General features: G+C 71.5%; 15 protein-coding genes. 9 read left to right on the top strand and 6 right to left on the bottom strand.

Annotated features, from left to right (window positions below):
- The first annotated feature begins 58 nt into the window (after positions 1-58).
- From AC3WRT_RS10815 to AC3WRT_RS10795, 5 genes are all read left to right on the top strand, one after another.
- The gene (locus tag AC3WRT_RS10815) at positions 59-2,701 is read left to right on the top strand and encodes a UTP--glucose-1-phosphate uridylyltransferase (protein WP_492721746.1); all 2,643 of its coding nucleotides are present in this window, start codon (positions 59-61) and stop codon (positions 2,699-2,701) included.
- Positions 2,701-3,195: a cyclic pyranopterin monophosphate synthase MoaC gene (moaC, locus tag AC3WRT_RS10810; protein WP_492721745.1), complete on the top strand. Its 495-nt coding sequence runs from the start codon at positions 2,701-2,703 to the stop codon at positions 3,193-3,195. The genes AC3WRT_RS10815 and moaC overlap by 1 nt, the downstream gene beginning before the upstream one ends.
- On the top strand, positions 3,188-3,682 hold the full coding sequence (locus AC3WRT_RS10805; RefSeq protein WP_492721743.1) for a MogA/MoaB family molybdenum cofactor biosynthesis protein: 495 nt from the start codon (positions 3,188-3,190) through the stop codon (positions 3,680-3,682). The genes moaC and AC3WRT_RS10805 overlap by 8 nt, the downstream gene beginning before the upstream one ends.
- A 113-nt stretch (positions 3,683-3,795) precedes the next feature.
- A complete protein-coding gene (locus AC3WRT_RS10800) occupies positions 3,796-4,434 on the top strand; it encodes a GNAT family N-acetyltransferase (RefSeq protein WP_492721741.1) in 639 nt (212 codons plus the stop codon).
- Between the two features lie 70 nt (positions 4,435-4,504).
- Positions 4,505-5,644, top strand: a complete 1,140-nt coding sequence (locus AC3WRT_RS10795; RefSeq protein WP_492721739.1) for a SepX/GlpR family protein — start codon at positions 4,505-4,507, stop codon at positions 5,642-5,644.
- A gap of 23 nt (positions 5,645-5,667) precedes the next feature.
- Here AC3WRT_RS10795 and arsM read toward each other — a convergent pair whose 3' ends face one another.
- Positions 5,668-6,441: an arsenite methyltransferase gene (gene arsM / locus AC3WRT_RS10790; RefSeq protein ID WP_492721737.1), complete on the bottom strand. Its 774-nt coding sequence runs from the start codon at positions 6,439-6,441 to the stop codon at positions 5,668-5,670.
- An 88-nt stretch (positions 6,442-6,529) separates the two neighbouring features.
- On the opposite strand from arsM, the gene AC3WRT_RS10785 reads away from it, so the two are divergent.
- Positions 6,530-6,907: an ArsR/SmtB family transcription factor gene (locus tag AC3WRT_RS10785; protein WP_492721735.1), complete on the top strand. Its 378-nt coding sequence runs from the start codon at positions 6,530-6,532 to the stop codon at positions 6,905-6,907.
- An 80-nt stretch (positions 6,908-6,987) separates the two neighbouring features.
- Here the strand turns inward: AC3WRT_RS10785 and AC3WRT_RS10780 are convergent, their stop codons facing one another.
- Positions 6,988-8,211 carry an AI-2E family transporter gene (locus tag AC3WRT_RS10780; RefSeq protein ID WP_492721733.1) on the bottom strand — a complete coding sequence of 408 codons (1,224 nt, stop codon included), beginning with the start codon at positions 8,209-8,211 and terminating at the stop codon, positions 6,988-6,990.
- A 77-nt stretch (positions 8,212-8,288) separates the two neighbouring features.
- Between AC3WRT_RS10780 and AC3WRT_RS10775 the strand changes: the two genes are divergently transcribed.
- Entirely contained in the window at positions 8,289-9,161 is an 873-nt protein-coding gene (locus AC3WRT_RS10775; protein WP_492721731.1) for an SDR family oxidoreductase, read from the top strand.
- A gap of 60 nt (positions 9,162-9,221) precedes the next feature.
- Here AC3WRT_RS10775 and AC3WRT_RS10770 read toward each other — a convergent pair whose 3' ends face one another.
- From AC3WRT_RS10770 to AC3WRT_RS10755, 4 genes are read right to left on the bottom strand one after another with little or no spacing between them, the layout of a single operon-like run.
- Entirely contained in the window at positions 9,222-10,379 is a 1,158-nt protein-coding gene (locus AC3WRT_RS10770) for an acetate kinase (RefSeq protein WP_492721729.1), read from the bottom strand.
- On the bottom strand, positions 10,376-12,478 hold the full coding sequence (pta, locus tag AC3WRT_RS10765; protein WP_492721727.1) for a phosphate acetyltransferase: 2,103 nt from the start codon (positions 12,476-12,478) through the stop codon (positions 10,376-10,378). Before pta ends, AC3WRT_RS10770 begins: the two co-directional genes overlap by 4 nt.
- A gap of 41 nt (positions 12,479-12,519) precedes the next feature.
- Complete coding sequence (locus AC3WRT_RS10760; RefSeq protein ID WP_492721725.1) at positions 12,520-13,350, bottom strand: DUF72 domain-containing protein; 831 nt, start codon at positions 13,348-13,350, stop codon at positions 12,520-12,522.
- A 57-nt stretch (positions 13,351-13,407) separates the two neighbouring features.
- On the bottom strand, positions 13,408-13,632 hold the full coding sequence (locus tag AC3WRT_RS10755; RefSeq protein ID WP_492721723.1) for an Rv3202a family protein: 225 nt from the start codon (positions 13,630-13,632) through the stop codon (positions 13,408-13,410).
- Positions 13,633-13,910: 278 nt separating this feature from the next.
- Here AC3WRT_RS10755 and AC3WRT_RS10750 point away from each other — a divergent pair, with 278 nt between their 5' ends.
- Entirely contained in the window at positions 13,911-15,443 is a 1,533-nt protein-coding gene (locus AC3WRT_RS10750) for a CYTH and CHAD domain-containing protein (RefSeq protein ID WP_492721721.1), read from the top strand.
- A gap of 326 nt (positions 15,444-15,769) precedes the next feature.
- A complete protein-coding gene (locus AC3WRT_RS10745; RefSeq protein ID WP_492721860.1) occupies positions 15,770-17,197 on the top strand; it encodes a phosphodiester glycosidase family protein in 1,428 nt (475 codons plus the stop codon).
- Positions 17,198-17,203 lie beyond the last annotated feature (6 nt).

Below are 17,203 nucleotides of genomic sequence, written 5' to 3'. Positions count from 1 at the left end.
GCGAACCGTGCCGGTGGAGGGGCCGGGAGCGCATGCAGCCCATCGTAAGGTGATGGCCATGAGTGACCAGGGCCTGCGCGCATCCGTGGCACTGATGCGTGAGCGGGGCCTGGGCCCCGAAGCGATCCGTGTCTTCGAGCACTACTTCCAGCAGCTTCAGGCCGGGGCGCTCGGCACGATCCCCGAGGAGTCCATCGAGCCGCTCGGTGACATCCAGGCGCTCGGCGAGGTCCAGGTCTCCGACGATCGTGCCCGTGAGGCGCTCTCGAAGACCGCGGTCATCAAGCTCAACGGTGGCCTCGGCACGGGCATGGGCATGACGGGCGCGAAGTCGGCGCTCGAGGTCAAGGAGGGGTTGACCTTCCTCGACATCATCGCCCTGCAGGTGCTCGCCCTGCGCGAGCGGTGGGGCGTCCAGCTGCCGCTGGTCCTGATGAACTCCTTCCGCACGTCGGACGAGTCGCTCAAGATCCTCGCGAAGTACCCCGAGCTGCCGGTCGACGGGCTTCCGCTGGACTTCATCCAGAACGCCGAGCCGAAGCTGCGGCCCGACGACCTCATGCCGGTGCAGTGGCCACAGAACCCGGAGCTCGAGTGGTGTCCGCCCGGACACGGCGACATCTACGTCTCGCTCGTCACGTCGGGGGTCCTGGACGCCCTGCTGGAGAAGGGGATCCGCTACGCGTTCCTCTCCAACTCGGACAACCTGGGCGCGACCTGCGACCCCGACGTAGCGGCCTGGATGGTCGAGCACGGTGTGCCGTTCGTCGCGGAGGTCTGCCGCCGCACGAAGAGCGACCGCAAGGGTGGGCACCTCGCGGTCCGCAAGTCCGACGGTCGCATCGTGCTGCGCGACACGGCCATGGTCGCCGAGGGGGAGGAGCGCTACTTCCGCGACATCAAGCGGCACAGCACCTTCAACGCCAACAACATCTGGATCGACCTCGAGGTCCTGCGCGAGCGGATGACCCAGAAGCAGGGCGTGCTCGGGCTGCCGATCATCGTCAACCACAAGAACGTCGACCCCGCCGACTCGACCTCGCCCGAGGTCATCCAGATGGAGTCGGCGATGGGCACGGCCATCGAGGTGTTCGAGGGCTCCGAGGCGATCCTCGTGCCGCGCACCCGGTTCCGTCCCGTCAAGACGACCAACGACCTGCTCGTGATCCGATCCGACTTCTTCTCCCTCGACGACAGCTACCACGTCGTCGCCACCGTGGACGGGCCGGAGCCCTACGTCGACCTCGACTCCGCCTACCGCTTGATGTCCGGCTTCGAGAAGCGCTTCCCCAAGGGCGTCCCGTCGATGCGTGAGTGCACGAGCCTGCGCGTCATCGGTGACCCGGTCTTCGGTAGAAACGTGCGGTGCGTCGGCGACGTGCTCATCGACGGCTACCGTCGCGTCCTCGACGACGCCGTGCTCGGGGAGCTCCCCGCACCGGCTCCCGGTCCGGCGTCCCGGCCTGGCGACGTGCGCACGGTCGACGAGCACCTCAAGGCCATCCTCGCGACGCTCGAGCCGTCACCGACCGAGTCGACCCCGCTCACCGAGGCCCTCGGCCTGGTCATCGCGCGTGACGTGCGCGCCAAGGTCGACCTGCCGCACTTCGACAACTCCTCGATGGACGGGTATGCCGTCCGCGCCGAGTCGCTCGCGGCCGCCGGTGACAGCCCGGTGCGGCTGCGGATCGTCGGCGAGGTCGCGGCCGGCAGCCACCCCACCTTCACGGTCGGTCCCGGGGAGGCCGCCCGGATCATGACCGGTGCGCCGATCCCGGCCGGGGCGGACGCCGTCATCGCGCTGGAGGACACCGACGGCGCCGCGACCGGCGAGGTCGAGTGCCGCACGTCCGTGCCCGCCGGCCGCTACATCCGGACGCGCGGCGAGGACGTCGCCTCGGGGGCCGTCATCGTCCCGGCCGGTGAGGTCGTCGGCGCCCGCACCATCGCGCTGCTGGCGGCCTGCGGGCTCGCCGAGGTCGAGGTGCACCGGCGGCCGCACGTCGTCGTGCTGTCGACAGGGGCCGAGCTCGTCGCGCCGGGAGGAGCCCTGGCCCCGGGCCAGATCCACGACTCCAACTCCTCGATGCTGTGGGCGGCTGCCGTGGGAGCCGGGGCGTCTGCCGAGATCCGCGATGCCGTCGGCGACTCGGAGGAGGAGCTGCTCCGGGTGCTCGCGGAGATCGTGGCGGACGCCGACGTGGTGGTCACGAGCGGCGGTGTGTCGATGGGCGCGTACGACGTCGTCAAGGGCGCGTTGAGCGGCAAGGGCATCGAGTTCGTCAAGGTCGCGATGCAGCCGGGCAAGCCCCAAGGCTACGGGCTGCTCTCCGGCCCCGGTGGCAAGCGCGTCCCGCTCTTCGCCCTGCCGGGCAACCCGGTGTCGTCCTTCGTGTCGTTCGAGGTCTTCGTGCGTCCGGCCCTGCGCCGGCTGATGCGGCTGACCCCCGAGAAGCGCCGCCTGCGTCCGGCCACTCTCATCACCGGCGTCGAGTCCGTCGGTGGCCGAAGGCAGTACGGCCGCGCCGTCGTGTCCCGGTCGGCCGAGGGCACCCTCGTCGCCGTGCCCGTGGCCGGGCAGGGGTCGCACTTCGTCGCCGACCTCTCCCGGGCCAATGCTCTCTTCGTCGTTCCCGAGGACGTCACGGACCTCGTCGCCGGGGAGGTCGTCGACGTGCTGGTCCTCGACAAGGACGCCTGATGGGCGACCCGACCGGACCACGCGAGCCGACCGCGCTGACGCACGTGCGTGCGGACGGCAGCGCGCACATGGTCGACGTGTCTGCCAAGGCGGTGACGACCCGGGAGGCCAGCGCGGCCGGGCGCGTGCTCCTGAGCGCGGAGGCCGTCGCGGCACTCCGCTCCGGCCGGGTCCCCAAGGGCGATGCCCTGGCCGTCGCGCGGATCGCCGGCATCCAGGCCGTCAAGCGCACCCCCGAGCTGATCCCGCTGGCCCACCCGATCGCGGTGCACGGCGTGGAGGTGGACGTCACCGTGGCCGACGACGGCGCCGACATCACCGCGACGGTCCGCACGGCGGACCGCACCGGCATCGAGATGGAGGCCCTCACCGCCGTCTCCGTCGCCGCGCTCGCCCTCATCGACATGGTCAAGGCCGTCGACAAGCATGCCCGCATCACCGACGTGCGGGTCACCGCGAAGTCGGGCGGACGCTCGGGCGACTGGCATGAGTGACCGCCCCGGCCTGGGCCGCCGCGCGGTCGTCGTCACCGTGTCGACCCGCGCTGCGGCCGGCGTCTACGCCGACACGTCGGGCCCGGTCATCGTCGAGCGGCTGCGCGGCTGGGGCTTCGAGGTCGGCTCACCGGTCGTCGTGCCGGACGGCGACGAGCTCGGCATGGCGCTGCGCGAGGTGCTGGGGAGCGAGCCGGAGCTCGTGCTCACCACGGGCGGCACGGGTCTGACGCCGACCGACCTGACCCCGGAGGAGACCGCGCCACTGCTCGACCGTCTGGTGCCGGGTGTCGCCGAGGCGATCCGCGCGGCCGGAGTGGCCAAGGGCGTGCCGACCGCCATGCTGTCGCGCGGCCTCGTCGGCCTCGCCGGGCGCACACTCGTCGCCAACCTGCCGGGCTCCCGGGGCGGAGTGGCCGACGCGCTCGATGTGCTCGAGCCGGTGCTGGGCCATGCCCTCGACCAGATCCCCGGCAGTGACCACTGAGGTGATGCCTCGATGACCTTGTGGCTCAGGCAGATCCCGCCGGTCCTCACCCTGATGGACCGGCACCTGTCGACGACGTCGACCCTGCGCGCCGACACCTCGTGGAGGCTCGCATGAGGATGCCGTGGCGTCCCCATCTCGATGGTCAGGCCCGCTGGCCGGTCCTCCTGGGAGACACGTCGGCCACGCCGCCCATCGTGCTTCGGCCGCTGCTCGTCGCCGACGAGCGTGACTGGCAGCGGGTGCGGCGGGAGAACGCGGCGTACGTCCAGCCCTGGGAGCCCACGCTTCCCCCGGGCTCCCCGGCACGCGCCCCCGTGACATTCCGGCAGTTCGTGCGCGACCTCGACGTGGAGGCGCGCGCCGACCGGGCGATGCCCTGGTGCATCGAGGTGGGCGGGCGAATCGTCGGTCAGGTTCACCTCTTCGGGATCGTCAGGGCCGCGCAGCAGTCGGGGGCGGCGGGCTACTGGCTCGACGAGGCGGTCACCGGTCAGGGCATCGCCACCCGGGCGCTGGCGCTCGCCATCGACCATGCGCTCGGTGCCGGTGGTCTGCACCGCGTCGAGGTCAACATCCGGCTCGACAACGTGCCGTCGCTCAGGGTCGTCGAGCGGCTCGGGCTGCGCGACGAGGGAGTCCGGCAGCGCTTCCTGCACATCGACGGTGCCTGGCGCGACCACCGGTCCTTCGCCATCACGTCCGAGGAGCTCGCGGGCTCGAGCCTGACGGAACGGTTGTCACACCCGTAACACCAGCCTCTTGCGCGACACGCCTCGAATGTGCAGGGCCGTCGCGGACCGGGGTCATACCGTGGGTCACGTGCCCGTCAGCAGCCTGATCTTCGTCGTCATCGTGGCGATCTGGGCCGCCTATCTCGTGCAGCACTGGGCCCGCCGCCGCGAGGATGCAGCCGCCTCCCGCTCCGTCGAGGGATTCTCCGAGGCCATGCGGGTGCTCGAGAAGCGCGCGTCCCTGCCGACCACGGAGCTGCGCACCCCGCGGCCCCACTCGTTCGCCGTCAAGCCCGCCGTCGCCGTCCGGCCCACGGTCGACATCAAGCGCGCCGTCCCCGCCGGGACCTCCCGCCGCCACTCGCCGCTCGTGGCCCGACGTGGTGACGATCGCGTCGCGGTCTCCGCGTCCGCCCACCACGACGCCGGCTCCGCGCGGGGCCACGCCGTGGACGACATCGCCCCCTACGCCACCGAGGTTCCCCGCATGCCACAGTCAGCGCGCCCGTCGAGCAGCTACCGGCGCCAGTCGCGAGCGGGGCGTCCCGCAGCGGTCGCTCCGGCGCGGGTTCCGATGGCACAGCGGCGTATCCGCGCGCTGCTGCTCCTCGTCGCGGTTGCCTGGCTGCCCGTCTCGGTGGTCCTCACGGTCACTCGTGTGCTCATGTGGGTCTCCATCCCGTTCGCCGTCCTCACCGTGGTCGCCGTGCTGGTGTGGCTGCGGGCCGAGGCGCAGGCCGACCGGCTGCGCACCAGCAGCACCGCGGAGCCCGGTGCGCAGGCGCGTGGCCGTCGCGCCGGCCGTCGCCACGACGAGGCTCACCAGACCCACGATGCCTGGACGGCCGCGCACCACCTGCCGATCGTCTCGATCGAGGACACCCAGGTCATCCGCAGCGCGGTCGGTGCCGGTCACGGCGAGGTCCTTGCGGCCTCCTCGCAGTCCCAGACGGTCGTGGCTGCCGAGCGGGCCGAGCCTGGCGTCTTCGACGTGCAGGCCCCCATCTCGGCGCAGGCCGTTGCTGCGCCGGTGGCCGAGCCGGCCGCCGAGGGCAGCTGGAGCCCTGTCCCGGTGCCGCGGCCGACCTACACCCTCAAGGCCAAGGCGGAGCCGCGCTACACCGAGTCCGGGATCCCGGCCGACGTGTTCGACACCCCCGAGTTCGCCGAAGAGGCCGAGGAGCTCGACGACCGGGCCCTCTTCGCGCGACGCGCCGTCTCCCAGTAGGGACGGCGCCCAGTCGCCGCGGACTACACGCTCGGCTTGGTGGCACGCACGATCGCCGAGTGCATCCCCGGCGCGACCGCGTGCGCGAACTCCACTGTGGCGTCGACGAATCCGGCGCGTGTCAGTCCGTCCACGTACTCGGTCCGGGACAGGGCGCCGGCGATGCACCCGACATACGAGCCGCGTTCGGCCCGGTCCGCCGGGTTGAGCTGGTCCTCGGCGACGACGTCGGAGATGCCGACCCGCCCGCCCGGGGCCAGCACGCGGAACATCTCGGCGAGAACGGCCGACTTGTCGGTGGAGAGGTTGACCACGCAGTTGGAGATCACCACATTGACCGACCCGTCCGGGAGAGGCACGTCCTCGATGGCGCCCCTGAGGAAGCGCACGTTGGTGGCGCCGGCCCTGGCCTTGTTCGCCTCGGCGAGCTCCAGCATCTCCTCGGTCATGTCGAGCCCGTAGGCGAAGCCGGTGGGCCCGACCCGGCGGGCAGAGAGCAGCACGTCGATCCCGCCGCCCGAGCCCAGGTCCAGGACTCGCTCGCCCTCGTGCAGGGCTGCGACCGCGATCGGGTTGCCGCAGCCGAGGCTGGCCGCCAGCGCCTCGGCCGGGACCTCGCCCTGCTCCGCCAGGCCGTACGAGCCCGCCCCGAACTCCTCATCGAGCACGCCGGAACCCCCTGCGGTGCAGCAAAGCTCACCACAGCCCGCCTCTGCGGTACCGCCCGCCGTGACCGCACGAGCCGCTTCCGCGTACCGCGCTCGCACCTGCTCCCGCAACACGTCACTTCCGGTCATCAGGGTCACTCCTCCATCGATGGACATCAATACGTCTAACCTCCATCACGCATCGATGTTTGTCAATGGATGTGCGATGATCGGTGCCATGACCCACACCCGTACCAGCGCTCCTGAGACCGTCGGGCGAGCGCAACCCCTGCCGGCCGGAGCGTGCTGCTCCAACGTCACGGCCGGCATCCTGGGCGAGGATGACGCCCAGCGCCTGGCCGCGTCCTTCAAGGCCCTCGGTGACCCGACCCGGGTCCGGCTGCTGTCCCTCATCGCAGCCGGCGGGGGCGGAGAGGCGTGCATCTGCGACCTGACCGAGGTCGTGGGGCTGTCCCAGCCCACCGTGTCACACCACATGCGCCAGCTCGTCGACGCCGGGCTCGTCACCCGCCAGCAACGTGGCAAGTGGGCCTACTACGCCGTCGTCACCGATGCCCTCGACGCACTGGGCGGCTCACTCAGCACGGCCGGGTGAGCAGCGACCCGCTGGCCGACCTCGCCCGTCGCTGAGGACACGCGTGTCGGGCGCCTCGGCACACGGCATACGCCCTCGAGTCAGGCGTTGAGCGGTCCGCCGCCTTCATCGGCGGCGGCCTCCATCTCACGGTCGATCCGACCCTCGGAGTCGTCGCTGAACAGGTGTTTGCCGACGGCGTTGAGCACCGCGGCGAAGGGCACGGCGACGAGGGCTCCGACGATCCCGGCGATGATCGACCCGGCCGCGATGGCCAGGATGACGGCGAGCGGGTGCACGCTGACCGCCTTGCCGAGCAGGAACGGCTGCAGCACGTGCGCTTCGAGCTGCTGCACGCCGATGACGACCGCCAGCATGATCAGCGCGATGCCGGGGCCGTGCGCGACGAGCGCGAGCAGGACGGCGACCGCGCCCGAGAGCAGCGCGCCGACGATCGGGATGAAGGCCAGCAGGAAGACGAGGATGCCGATCGCGAAGGCGAAGGGCACCTTGAGGATCGCGGCGCCGACCGAGATGCCGACCGCGTCGACGAAGGCCACGATCATCGTCGCGCGCACGAAGGCCGAGAGCTGGTGCCACGCGATGGCGCCCGACGAGTCGACGCGGGGACGGGTGGCCCGCGGGAAGAGGCACACGACCCAGCTCCAGATGCGCGGGCCCTCGTAGAGGAAGAAGAAGAGGGTGAACAGCGCGATGAAGAGGCCCGCGAGGAAGTGCGTCGCCGTGAGGCCGACCGACGTGGCGGTGTCGCCCAGGTTGCCGGACTCGCTCACCTTGTCCCGGACGGTGTTGAAGTACGAGTCGAACTGGGCGTCGCTGACCTTGAACGTCGTCCGCACCCAGTCGCGGATGCGCTCGAGGCCGGTCGCGACCTGGCTGGTCAGGTCGGCGAAGCCGCTGCTGAACTGCGACCCGACGAGCGTGAAGAGCGCGCCGATGAGCAGGATGGTGCCGAGCAGCGTGAGTCCGGCAGCGGCGCCGGGCTTCATTCGCTGGTGCAGCCAGTTGGTGACGGGTCGCAGCAGCGCGGTCAGCAGCAGCGCGATCGCGACCGGCACGACGATCTCGGACACGGAGCGGATCGCGAGCGACAGCACGAAGACGGCCGCCCCGATGAGGAGCAGCCGCCACGCCCAGTCGCTCGCGACCTTGATGCCGGGCGGCACCGCGGCCGCCTCGACACCGGGCAGCTCGCCCGTGGCCGCAGTCGCGTCCGCGTCGGGGCGCCCGGTGCCGGCGACGTCGCGGGTCGGAGCGGGCACGGTCGGCTGGGGATGCGTGGCGGCGGCGGGGTTGTCGGTCACCACCACACCGTATGCCGCGGGGCGCTCCTCGCGCGCGACCCACGCGAGCGGCGCCGCTTCCCGCGTACGCTCGGCGGATGAGCGCACCCGACGAGCGCAGTCGCCCCACTCTCGGTGTCACCGGCTCGACGGGATGGCTGGGCGGCCTGGTCGCCAGGGACCTCGCCGCGCGCGGTGTCGCACAGCGGCTCCTCGTGCGCGACGTCGCGCGCGCGCCACAGCTGCCTTCGTCGGTCGCGGCCCAGTGCAGCTACCGTGACGCCGACGCTGCGCGAGCGGCCCTGGACGGCGTCGAGACGCTCTTCATGGTGTCGGCCGCCGAGAACCAGGACCGGCTGGAGGAGCACCGGGCGTTCGTGGACGCCGCGGCGGCGGCCGGGGTGCGCCACGTCGTCTACGTCTCGTTCTTCGGAGCCGCCCCGGACGCGACGTTCACGCTGGCGCGGGACCACGCCGCCACCGAGGAGCACCTGCGGGCCTCGGGGATGGAGTGGACGTTCCTGCGCGACAACCTCTACCTCGAGTTCATGGACCAGATGGTCGGGCAGGACGGCGTCATCCGGGGTCCGGCGGGCTCCGGTCGTGCCGCCGTCGTGTCGCACGACGACATCGCCCGGGTCGCCGCCGCGGTGCTGCTCGACCCCGCCGCGCATGCCGGGGTCACCTACGAGCTGACCGGGCCCGAGGCGCTGACGTTCGCCGAGATGGCGTCGGTGATCTCGGAGGTGACCGGCCGGCAGGTGCGCTTCCAGGACGAGACGCTCGAGGAGGCGTATGCCTCGCGCGCGGCCTACGGGGCGCCGGACTGGCAGGTCGACGCCTGGGTCTCGACCTACACCGCCGTCGCCGAGGGGGAGCTGGGCGGGGTCACCGATGACGTCGAGCGGATCACTGGTCGCCGCCCGATCTCGCTGCGGGAGCACCTCGAGTCCCAGCGCGCGTCGAGGTGATCCCGTCTGCCCCGTGCGTGCCGGCATCACCTCGATCGGTGATCGGCGGTGCGGGGCGGGTCAGCCGACGAGGGCGGCCGTCTGGCGCGCGATCGCCAGCTCCTCGTTGGTCGGCACGACCGCGACGGTCACCGCGGCGCCCTCGGGTGAGATGACGCGGGCGTGCCTGGAGCGGGCGGCGTTCCGCGCGCGGTCGACCTGGATGCCGAGCCCTTCGAGTCCCTCGGTCACAGCAGCCCGCACGGAGATGCTGTTCTCCCCGACCCCGGCGGTGAAGACCAGGGCGTCGATGCCACCGAGGATCGCGAGGTAGGCGCCGACGTAGTGCTTGAGCCGGTGGACGACCACGTCGAAGGCGAGGCGGGCGTCCCGGTCGCCCGACGCGAGCCGCTGCTCGAGCTCCCGGAAGTCGTTGACGCCGCTCAGCCCGAGCACCCCCGACTTCTTGTTGAGCAGCGTGTCGATCTCATCGAGCGTGAGACCTGCTTCGCGCGCGAGGTAGGCGTGCAGCCCGGGATCGACGTCGCCGGAGCGGGTGCCCATGACGAGACCCTCGAGCGGAGTGAGGCCCATCGAGGTGTCCACGGCCCTGCCGCCACGCACGGCGGAGGCCGAGCAGCCGTTGCCGAGGTGGAGGATCACCTGGCGCAGGTCCGGGAGCGGGCGACCCAGCAGGTCGGCTGTGGCCTGCGCGACGAACTGGTGCGACGTGCCGTGGAAGCCGTAGCGGCGGATCGAGTGCTTCTCCGCGAGGTCGCGGGGCACGGCATACGTGGACGCCTCTGCGGGGAGGGAGGCGAAGAAGGCGGTGTCGAAGACGGCGACGTGGGGCACGTCGAAGCGCTTGCGTGCTGCCTCGATGCCGATCGCCGCAGCTGGGTTGTGCAGTGGCGCAAGGGCGCTCAGCCGGCGTATGCGATCGAGCACTTGGTCGTCGATGACGACCGGCTCGGAGAAGTCGGGGCCGCCGTGGACCACCCGGTGGCCGACGCCGCGCAACGGCAGGTTGCCCAGGTCGAGCCCTTCGTCGCGCAGACTGGCGGCCATCGCCTCGAGCGCGGCCGCGTGGTCGGCGACGTCGCTGCCCGACTCACCGATGCGCTCGACCACCCCGCCCGTGCGGACCTGGCCCGACTCGGGAAGGACCAGCTGGTACTTCAGCGACGACGACCCCGCGTTGAGGACGAGGACGGGACGGTCGTCCGTGGCCTGGCTCATCGGGTGCCTCCGTGCTGCCCCGGCACGCCCTGCGCCTGGATCGCGGTGATGGCGACGGTGTTGACGATGTCGTCGACGAGCGCGCCGCGGGACAGGTCGTTGACCGGCTTGCGCAGGCCCTGCAGCACGGGCCCGACGGCGACGGCGTGGGCGCTGCGCTGCACGGCCTTGTACGTGTTGTTGCCGGTGTTGAGGTCGGGGAAGACGAAGACGGTGGCATGACCGGCCACGTCGGAGTCCGGCATCTTGGCGCGGCCGACACCGGGGTCGATCGCCGCGTCGTACTGGATCGGCCCGACCAGCGCGAGTTCCGGTGCGCGCTCGGACACGAGCTGCGTTGCGGCGCGGACCTTCTCGACCTCGGCCCCCGAGCCGCTGGCACCCGTCGAGTAGGAGAGCATCGCCACCCGTGGCTCGATGCCGAACTGCTGCGCTGTCTGCGCGGACGAGACGGCGATGTCGGCCAGCTGCTCGGCGGTCGGGTCGGGGATGACCGCGCAGTCGCCGTAGACGAGGACCCGGTCGGCGAGGCACATGAGGAAGACGCTCGACACGGTCCTGACGCCGTCGGCCGTCTTCACGAACTCGAGCGCCGGCCGGATCGTGTGGGCGGTCGTGTTGACCGCTCCGGACACCATGCCGTCGGCGAGGCCGAGGTGGACCATCATCGTGCCGAAGTAGGAGATGTCCGTGACGACCTCACGGGCACGCTCGATCGTCATGCCCTTGTGGGTCCGCGCGGCGGCATACGCCTGCGCGAAGCGTTCGACGAGCTCTGGGTCGGTGGGGGAGACGACGCGCGCGGCGTCGAGGTCGAGGCCGAGGGCTGAGCCGCGGGCCCGCACCGTCGTCTCCTCGCCGAGCAGCGTGAGGTCGGCGACGCCGCGGCGCAGCAGCACGTCGGCCGCCTCGAGGATCCGGTCGTCCTGGCTCTCGGGGAGCACGATGTGCTTGCGGTCCGAGCGGGCGCGCTCCATGAGCTGGAACTCGAACATCAGCGGCGTGCGCACCTCGGAGGCGGACACGTCGATGGCCTTGAGCAGGGCAGCCTGGTCGACGCTCTCGGAGAAGAGGCGCCGGGCCGTCTCGATCTTGTTGCGCGAGGCCTTCGTCATGGGACCGCGCACCTGCATGAGCCGCTCGGCGGTGCGGAAGGTGCCGTCGTCGGTCAGGGCGATCGGCAGGTCCTGTTGCACGCCGGCGGACAGCCGCGAGATGGTCTCGGGGATGGGGTAGCCGCCCGTGAGGATGATCCCGGCCAACGTCGGGAAGGTGCCGGACTGGTGGGCGAGCAGGAGCCCGGGTATGAGGTCGGTGCGGTCGCTCGGCGCGATGACGGTGACGTCCGGGCCGAGCCGCGCCAGGACGTTGGGCAGGCTCATCGCCGCCACGATGAGACCGAGGCTGTCGCGGTCCATCCACGACTCGCTGCCGAGGACGAGTTGGGCGCCGATCGCGTCGGCGAGCGCGCGGAAGCTCGGGGCCGAGAGGAGCGCGTTCTCCGGCATGGCTGCCGTGACGGGGAAGGGCAGGGCGGTCAGCACGGCGCGCACCTCGTCGAGATCGGCCGGGTCGACGCGGTTGGCGACGACGGCGACCGTCTGGGCGTGGTTGGCGCGCAGCTCGGCGACAGCGCCGTCCGCCGCTACCCGGATCTGCTCGGGCGTGCGGTCCCGACCATGCACGACGAGCACGACGGCCGATCCGAGGTTGGCGGCGACGCGCGCGTTGAAGGACAGCTCGGTGCCGGTGGAGACATCGGTGTAGTCCGAGCCGAGCACGAGGACGACCTCGAACCGCGCTGCGAGCGCCCCGAAGTGCTCGACGATCGAGTGGAGCGCCTCGTCGGGGTCCTCGTGGGCCTGGGCGTAGGTGACGCCGAGGGCCTCCTCGTAGGTCTGGTCGACGCCGGGCCGGCTGACGAGCATCTCGACGATGTGGTCGACCCCGTCGTCCGGGCCGGCGCCGCCCAGGGTCGTCAGGGGGCGGTAGACGCCCACGGACCCGACCTCGCGGATGAGGGCGTCGAGCAGGCCGAGGGCCACGGCCGACTTGCCGGTCAGGCCCTCCGGCGAGGCGACGTAGACGCTTCGGCTCACACGCCGAACCTATCGGGCCGCAGCGGGCCGGGCAGGGAGGCTCAGGCGGTGGTTCGCACCCCCAGGCGCTCGAGGAGGCGCACCGCGTCATGAGGCGCGTGCCCCTTGGCGTCGTTGTCGAAGTAGACGTGGACGTCGTGCCCGTCCTCCATCCACGCGCGGCACGAGCGGGCCCACCGGTCGAGGGACTCGTCGGTGTAGCCGCTGGCGTAGAGCTCGGTCTCCCCGTGCAGCCGCACATAGCGGAAGTCGCTCGTCGCGTCGTCCATGACCGGCCACTTGCCGGCGCTGTCGGCGATCACGAGGGCGACGCCGTGCTCGGCGCACAGCGCCCGTGCCTCCTCGGAGTCGAAGCTGTCGTGTCGCGGCTCCAGCGCGTGCCGGATCCGGACGTCGACCTCGCACGTCGTGAGAATGCGGTCCGCCTTGAGCTTGTCGTCGTGCTTCTCCGCGAGCAGTGCCGCTTCGGCCGTCGAGCGTGGCAACAGCTCGAAGAAGCGCCGGACGCGCTGGGGGTCGAAGCGGACTCGCTCCGGCAGCTGCCAGAGCACCGGGCCGAGCTGTGGCCCAAGGGCCAGCACGCCGCTCGCGAAGAAGTTCGCCAGCGGCGTCTCGACGTCACGTAGCGCCTTCATGTGGGTGATGAAGCGGCCACCCTTGACCGCGAAGTCGACGTCGGCGGGGACGGCGGCCCGCCACGCGGCATACGAGCTCGGTCGTTGGAGCGAGTAGAACGAGCCGTTGACCTCGATCGAGGTCATCCGCTCGGCGGCATACGTCAGCTCGAGGCGCTGGGGGAGGCCCTTGGGATAGAAGTCGCCCCGCCAGGACGGGTATCGCCACCCGGAGACACCGATCCGTGCGTGCGGCATGTCCGGTCCTTACCCTCGGGCCCGCCCCCAGCCCCCGTCGCACCCGGTGAGGGGGTGTCAGTCCGGGGTGGACGCGTCGCGAGGATGGTCGTCCTCGTCCTCGTCGGGCACGACGGCGAGCTGTTCCAGACGGTCCGCGTCGTCGACCTCTGGGGACGCCTGGTCCGCGAGTGGCACTCCAGCCTCTGCGTCGACGTCCGCATCGGGGTCGAGTGCGGTCTGCTGCTCCAGGAAGTCCGCCTCAGGGGCGTCCCCGGTGGGGTCAAGACGTCCTGCGGTCATCACTTCCTCCTCTCTCGTGGTCCTGCCATGCCCGCCACGATGACGCCCACAGTGCCGCCCTGTCACGTTCGCGCGGCCACTGCAGATCCTGGCGTCGTTCCCTTGATCCAGAATGCCGCAGGTGCTACACCAAATCCATAGAGCGAAACACAGATTGACCTCCAACCGCGCGCTGGCGGCGCTCAGCTTCTCAGCTTCTCAGCGTCGCCGCGGTGGCGCGGTGGCGCCGCGTCTCGTAGTAGGTGCGCAGGAGACGGATCGTGCGCGAGGATCGGGACATGGGCCGTTCACACGATGAGACCGAGCGCAAGTACGACGTCGGCCCGGCCACCATCTTCCCGAATCTCGCCGGGACGGAGGGCGTCGACTCGGTCGGCCAGCCCCAGACGTTTGAGCTCGAGGCGGTCTACTTCGACACGCCCCGTCTCGATCTCGCCCGCAGCGGAGTGACCCTGCGCCGTCGCACGGGCGGCAGCGACGCAGGATGGCACCTGAAGCTCCCGGCTGGCCCGGACACCCGCACGGAGCTGCAGGAGCCGCTGGGGTCCGAACGCGCTGTGCCACAGAGCTTCCGGACGCGCGTGCGCGCCCTCGCCCGCGGGCGAACCCTCGAACCGGTCGCCACCCTGCGGACGCAACGCCGTCAGTACCCCCTCGCCGACGGTGCCGGTGCGGTGCTCGCTCTCGTCACCGACGACAACGTGCGGGCGCAGCGGCTGGGCGACGACGAGGAGGAGATGGTGTGGCGGGAGTGGGAGGTGGAGCTCGGTGACGGATCACCCAGCCTGCTGGACGCCGTCGAGGGACAGCTCTTGGACGCCGGCGCTTCTCCGGCCACCGTCAGCTCGAAGCTGGGGCGTGTCATCGGAGAAATGCTCCCGGCCGGGTCGTCCCGGCATTCGACGGTCGACCAGGCCTCCGGAAAGGGGAAGCCCACCGTCCGACAGCTGCTGGCCGCACAGCTGGGCCAGCACCTGGCTCAGCTGCTCGAGCAGGACGCCGGCGTCCGCGCCGACCACGCAGAGGCGGTTCACCGGCTCCGCATCGCCGCTCGACGGCTTCGATCGACACTGACGACCTTCCGCCCCGTGCTCGACACCTCGGTCACCGACCCAGTGCGCGAGGAGCTTCGCTGGCTGGGTGAGGAGTTTGCACGGGCCAGGGACGCGCAGGCACTGCGTGAGCACCTGGACGCCGCCCTCGCCTCGGAGCCTGTCGAGCTGGTCATCGGACCGGTGAGGGCCCGCCTCGACGACGAGCTCAGCGCTGCGTACACCACCGGCAGGAAAGCGGCGGCCAGCGCCTTGGACAGCGACCGCTACGTCCGACTGCTCGACTCCCTCGAGGAGCTCGTCGCCTTCCCGCCGCTGCAGTCAGCGGGCGACCGGGGCGCCAAGAAGGTGATGCCCGGCCTGCTGGCCCGAGATGTGAAGCGTCTGAGGCGAGCAGTACGAGGAATCGACGCAGCCGACCCCACGGAACGTGACGCCGCGTTCCACGAGGCACGCAAGAAGGCCAAGCGCCTGCGATACGCCGCCGATTCCGCCACCCCCGTCCTCGGCAAACGCGCCCGCTCCCTCGCGGCCGACGCGAAGAAGCTCCAGGAGGCCCTCGGAATCCACCAGGACACGGTCGTGGCTCGTGGGCGGCTCCGGGACTACGGAATCCAGGCTCACCTCGACGGGCAGAACGGCTTCACCTTCGGCCGCCTGCATGCCCTGGAGCAGGCCCGAGCCGAACGGGCTGAGGCAGACTTCGCGGCCCTGTGGGCAACGTTCGACGAGAAGCAGCTCGAGCGCTGGACCCGGTAGGCCGAGGGTCGCCACGCCCTCGCGTCCGCGAGCGTTCAGGGCTCGTTCACCTCCCCGGGCTCTTGGGCGCCGTTCGGATGGGTAAGAGCAGTTACATGTCACCCGCAGGAACTGGTTCCCCGTCCCGGCGCAAGAGGCAGTCCGTCGTGGGTGCGGCCATGGTCCTCACCTTGGGCTGCGCCGCCGCCGGATCAGCCGGCTCCGCACACGCGGCGCAGTCGGTTCCCGCTGGACACGCGTCGAGCCCCTGGCCGGCCACGTTGCCGCTGGGCCCTGGCGGCCTCCGCGAGACCCGGACGACGGCGACCGTCGAGCCCGGCGTGACGATGACCCACATCCTGCGCGGCGCCTACGACCCCAGCACGCCGTGGGTCGTGGAGCTGAGCATTCCCTCGAGCAGCACCAGTCCTGACCCCGATGCGCCCCCACGATCGGTCCAGGACCGTGCCTCCGCCGATGACCTGGTCCGTCGCCTGACGGCTGCCGGCTTCGACGCGCAGAGCCAGCCGGTGCGCCAGCCCGCCGTCGCCGACGTCCCGGCCGGTGTCATCGGCTACCGGGTCCGGGCAGCGTCCACGTTCCCGTCCCAGGCCGACGCCACGGCATACGTCACCCGGCTTGAGGCCGCGGGCTTCACGGCGCGTTCCTGGTATGCCGGGTGGGACGGCGCCAGCATGGCCAAGGGCCAATGGAGCATCAACGTGCTCACGATCGACCCGCGCCAGTTCCGCGGACACCTGGGTGCGACCTTCGGGCCGGACCTGGTGGACCGCGAGACCACCACGGCTCTCGGCGCGTACGCCCACGCCAAGGCTGCGGTCAACGGCGGCTTCTTCGTCCTCGACCCGCAGGCGGGCGCGCCTGGCGATCCCGCCGGGGTGGGCGTCTACGGCGGCGTCCTGGAGTCGGAGACGGTCGCCGGCCGCCCGGCTCTCGTCCTCGACGACCGAGCCCGTCACACGCGCGTCGCCCGACCGGTGTGGAGCGGCAGCCTGCGCACGGGGTCCTCGAGCCTCGCCCTGGACGGCATCAACCGGGTGCCCGGCCTGATCCGCAACTGTGGTGGGGATGCCAGCGACCAGCCGACCGACCACCCCATGCACGACACCACCTGCACCGACCAGGATGAGCTCGTCGCCTTCACCAGCGCCTACGGCCCCTCCACCCCGGCAGGGCCCGGCGCGGAGGTCGTCGTCGATCGCAACGACCGCGTCCTGCGCGTCGAGGCACAGCGAGGCACGACGCTTCTGCGGGGTCAGCGCTCGGTCCAGGCCATCGGGACCTACACCTCGAACCTCTCCGGCCTGCGTCCAGGCCAGGTTGCGCGGCTCGACCTGCGCCTCACGGAAGCCGGCAGAGGCACCCTGGTTCGACCGGGAACGACCGTGGTCAACGGGGGTCCGCAGCTCCTTCGCGACGGCGTCGAGTACATCACCCAGAACACGGACGGGATGGTCCACCCGGGTGACCCGTCCTTCGCCTACGGGTGGGTCCTACAGCGCAACCCGCGCACCTTCGCCGGTGTCGATGCAGCGGGACGCACCGTGCTGGTCACCGTCGACGGCCGCCAGCCCGACCAGCTCGGTTTGTCGATTCCGGAAACAGCACAGGTGGCACGATCGTTGGGCATGCGCGAAGCCGTGAACCTCGACGGCGGCGGCTCCACGGCCATGAGTATCGACGGTCGCCTCGTCACCCACCCCTCTGATGCCTCGGGAGAGCGGCCCGTGGGGGATGCGATCGTCGTGCGCTAGTCCGCG

The organism is Terrabacter sp. FW104-15G4B, assembly GCF_058790095.1.
This window is presented reverse-complemented; position numbering and strand designations above follow the sequence as displayed.

Bases quoted from the DNA above. Each gene is read 5' to 3' on its own strand.
- AC3WRT_RS10815 (WP_492721746.1), top strand. From the start codon at position 59: ATGAGTGACCAGGGCCTGCGCGCATCCGTGGCACTGATGCGTGAGCGG.
- moaC (WP_492721745.1), top strand. From the start codon at position 2,701: ATGGGCGACCCGACCGGACCACGCGAGCCGACCGCGCTGACGCACGTG.
- AC3WRT_RS10805 (WP_492721743.1), top strand. From the start codon at position 3,188: ATGAGTGACCGCCCCGGCCTGGGCCGCCGCGCGGTCGTCGTCACCGTG.
- AC3WRT_RS10800 (WP_492721741.1), top strand. From the start codon at position 3,796: ATGAGGATGCCGTGGCGTCCCCATCTCGATGGTCAGGCCCGCTGGCCG.
- arsM (WP_492721737.1), bottom strand. From the start codon at position 6,441: ATGACCGGAAGTGACGTGTTGCGGGAGCAGGTGCGAGCGCGGTACGCG.
- AC3WRT_RS10785 (WP_492721735.1), top strand. From the start codon at position 6,530: ATGACCCACACCCGTACCAGCGCTCCTGAGACCGTCGGGCGAGCGCAA.
- AC3WRT_RS10775 (WP_492721731.1), top strand. From the start codon at position 8,289: ATGAGCGCACCCGACGAGCGCAGTCGCCCCACTCTCGGTGTCACCGGC.
- AC3WRT_RS10770 (WP_492721729.1), bottom strand. From the start codon at position 10,379: ATGAGCCAGGCCACGGACGACCGTCCCGTCCTCGTCCTCAACGCGGGG.
- AC3WRT_RS10760 (WP_492721725.1), bottom strand. From the start codon at position 13,350: ATGCCGCACGCACGGATCGGTGTCTCCGGGTGGCGATACCCGTCCTGG.
- AC3WRT_RS10755 (WP_492721723.1), bottom strand. From the start codon at position 13,632: ATGACCGCAGGACGTCTTGACCCCACCGGGGACGCCCCTGAGGCGGAC.
- AC3WRT_RS10750 (WP_492721721.1), top strand. From the start codon at position 13,911: ATGGGCCGTTCACACGATGAGACCGAGCGCAAGTACGACGTCGGCCCG.
- AC3WRT_RS10745 (WP_492721860.1), top strand. From the start codon at position 15,770: ATGACCCACATCCTGCGCGGCGCCTACGACCCCAGCACGCCGTGGGTC.